Origin of the sequence: Dokdonella sp. (assembly GCF_049593775.1) — a bacterium.
In the GTDB taxonomy this organism is placed as follows: Bacteria; Pseudomonadota; Gammaproteobacteria; order Xanthomonadales; family Rhodanobacteraceae; genus Dokdonella.
Map to the genome: position 1 here is coordinate 1 of NZ_JBAWHJ010000242.1, position 3,250 is coordinate 3,250.

A 3,250-nucleotide genomic window follows, 5' to 3' on the forward strand; every position below is an offset into this window, starting at 1 on the left:
GCTGGCATGTGGCAACTCATGGCCCGAACCGCCACTGCACAAGGGTTGCAGGTAGGCAAGGTTTACGACCAGAGACTGGATGCCATTGCTTCGACGCGTGTTTCACTCGAACTTGTTGAACGCTATGACCGGGAGTTCGGCGACTGGCGATTGGCCGTCATGGCATTCAATGCCGGCGAATACCGGGTGAAACGGCAGCTCGGAAATCAGTCAGCATCGAGCCTGGATGCAAAGGAACTACGGCAGCTCAAGCTGAGCCAGACTACCCATCAGCACCTCACGCGTTTGCTCGCAATGTCATGCATCGTCGAGAGACCGGAAATGTTCGGCGTTGATCTGCCGGCTCCCGAAGAGGTTGATCTTCTCGAGAACCTCGAGCTCTCTGCACCCATCGACATGCGTGTGGCGGCCAATTTGCTGGGCATGCCCGTCGACGAATTGCGCAGGTTCAATGCCGCCTGGAGAGCTGACATTTCACGCATCGGCCCCGTCGAAAGACTGCTGGTTCCTGCGCCACATGTTGTCCGCTTCGAGGAAGGTCTGCGCTCCATTCCCGAGGACAAGCGTGCGGCCTGGCACGAGCAACGCGTACATGCCGGAGACACGTTGGCGTCCTTGGCCGAAGGCGTTGGCGTGAGCGAGTTGGCGCTGGCCAAGGCCAATGGCCTTGGCGCTGACGCTGAGCCCAAGTCACACAGCCTGCTTCTGATGCCCGGGCAGGGTTCAGTTGTGATCGCCAGCGCCCACCCGGAAACCCATGTCGTCAAGCAAGGTGACACCCTCTCCGCAATCGCGCATCTCTACGGCGTGAGGGTTGGTCAACTGCTTCGCTGGAACAATCTCGATCGAAGCTCAATATTGCGTCTGGATATGCAACTGCAGCTCCATGCGCCACAGTGAAGCTCAATCTTGCGCCTGGATTTGCAACTTCAGCTCCATGCGCCACAGTACTGAACTCTACCCCGCCGGCGACTCGGTTACACTGCGCGAAATGACTGGCGGACTATCGAGGGCGGCGACGCGCTCATTCGCCTGGCAATCCATCGAAGGGTATTGGAGGAAGCATGGGATTTCTGCACGGCAAGCGCGCGTTGATCATAGGTATCGCCAGCAAGCGCTCAATCGCCTGGGGTATTGCCGAAGCAATGCACCGGGAAGGCGCGGAACTCGCGCTGACCTATCAGAGCGACAAACTCAAGAGTCGCGTCGAGGATGCGGCCAGCGAGTTCAATTCAGACATCGTGTTGCCACTGGACGTGGCGGACGATGCGCAAATTGAAAAGTTGTTCAGTGACCTCGGTGCTCGCTGGGACGGCTTCGACATACTCGTCCACTCGGTCGGTTTCGCGCCAAGGGAAGCTCTGCAAGGCGGGTTCCTCGATAACCTGACGCGCGAAAATTTCGCGATAGCCCATGACATCTCGAGCTATAGCCTTGCCGCACTGGCCAAGGCCGCAAGACCCATGATGCAGGGGCGCAATGGATCAATCCTGACCTTGAGCTACCTGGGTGCCGAACGATCCATGGCCAACTACAACGTGATGGGCCTTGCCAAGGCCAGTCTCGAAGCAAATGTGCGCTTCCTTGCCTACAACCTCGGGCCGGAAGGCACGCGCGTCAACTGCATTTCCGCTGGACCGATCAAGACCCTGGCAGCTTCAGGCGTTGGCAATCTGCGCAAGATGCTTGACCACGTCGAGGCGAGTGCGCCACTGCGCCGGAACGTGACCCCGGAAGAAGTCGGAAACGTTGGTGCGTTCCTCTGCTCGGACCTTGCTTCGGGTGTTACCGGCGAGATCACTTACGTCGACTGCGGTTACAACACAGTCGGCATGACCGGTATCGAATAGCAGGTTCGATGCAGTTGGGCATCTGTAACCCGATGCCCATCCATCCATTGAAAAGGGCCGCGATGCGGCCCTTTTCTTTTGCAGCCTGCCAGCACGTTCCTTGTTACCAGCGTTCCTCGGAAACCTGGACATCCATTCCGGCCCTGAGTGCCGCAACAAACTCCCTTGCTGCGGAATCCGCATTGGCCTGCTTGATCGTATTGCGCGCAGCTTCACGTGTCGGCTGATCCGCGGCAGCGGGATCGGCGTCGGTCACGCCGTCAAGGGCGAGCAAAGCGAACGAGTCCGCACCAAGCTGGACCAGGCTGAACTCCGGCTTCCCTTCCGCCGGCCGGGGCAAGGCGAACGCCGACGAAACCAGTGCCTGATCCACGTTGATCGCGCTGCGCCCAACACCCTTCTGCTCCTGAACCGGCAGCGCCAGTTCCTCACCGATGGCTGTCAGTGACTCGCCCTTGCCAAGGCGTGCGAACAATTCATCCGCCCGCTCCTGAGCGAGGTTGCTGATGCGCTCGGCAATCACTCGCTGCTCTACATCGCTGCGCACTTCCTCGATGGGCTTCGGTGTTGCGGGCTTGTGCTCGCTGACGCGTACGATCGCCAGATGATTCGGGCCGAGCTCGACCTTGTCTGAATTGTTCCCCTGGACCAGGACAAGATCGGAAAACGCCGCTGCCACGACTTCCGGGTTGCTTGCAAGGCCTTCGCCGCCAGCGCGTGAAAACAGCGCGGTCTTCTTGACCTCAATACCCAATTCCTTGGCTGCCGGAGCCAGCGAGGTGGAATCCTCGTAGGTCAGATCGATCAGGCGGCCAGATTTGTCGTTGTAGGCGCGCTCGCGTTCGGATTCGCCATACTCGGCAGCCAGTTCTTCCCTGACTTCCTCGAAGCTGCGAGTCTTTCCAGGTCGAACCTCTCGAACTTCGATGACGTGGTATCCCTCGGAAGAAAGTACAGGATCAGAAACCTGACCAGCCTCGAGCGCATACAACGCCTCTTCGAAAGCAGGATCGGTCATGCCCTTGTCCAGCCAGCCGAGATCACCGCCAAGCGCGCGCGAGCCCAGGTCGGCCGATTCGGTTTTGGCAAGCTCGGAAAAATCTTCTCCCGCATTGATCCTGGTGACTAGCGATTCAGCCGCTTCCAGTGCCTTTTTCTGTTCGTCAGGTCCGCCATCACCTTCAACCTTGATCAGGATATGCGATGCAAGCCGCTGTTCGGAGCTCACGAAGCGTGACTGCTCCTTCTCATAGCGATCCTTGAGAGTGGCCTCATCGGCAACCAGCTGCACGTCCATATCCTGCGCATCAACTTCCACGTACTCGAGAGCAACCAGCTCCGGATTCATGTATTCCTGCTGGTGGGCCTCGTAATAGGTCGTGATTTCTTCTTCCGTCACC

General features: G+C 58.8%; 3 protein-coding genes. 2 read left to right on the forward strand and 1 reads right to left on the reverse strand.

Annotated elements, in window-relative coordinates; translation table 11 throughout:
* Together WBP53_RS08680 and WBP53_RS08685 are read left to right on the forward strand one after the other, a co-directional pair.
* The coding region (locus WBP53_RS08680) for a LysM peptidoglycan-binding domain-containing protein (protein ID WP_423927950.1) at positions 1-900 on the forward strand (900 nt) is incomplete at its 5' end.
* Between the two features lie 164 nt (positions 901-1,064).
* Positions 1,065-1,850, forward strand: coding sequence for an enoyl-ACP reductase FabI (locus WBP53_RS08685; protein ID WP_423927952.1), 786 nt, complete (start codon positions 1,065-1,067; stop codon positions 1,848-1,850).
* A gap of 103 nt (positions 1,851-1,953) precedes the next feature.
* Here WBP53_RS08685 and WBP53_RS08690 read toward each other — a convergent pair.
* Positions 1,954-3,250 (reverse strand): peptidyl-prolyl cis-trans isomerase (locus tag WBP53_RS08690; protein WP_423927954.1); only part of this gene is annotated, 1,297 nt, incomplete at its 5' end.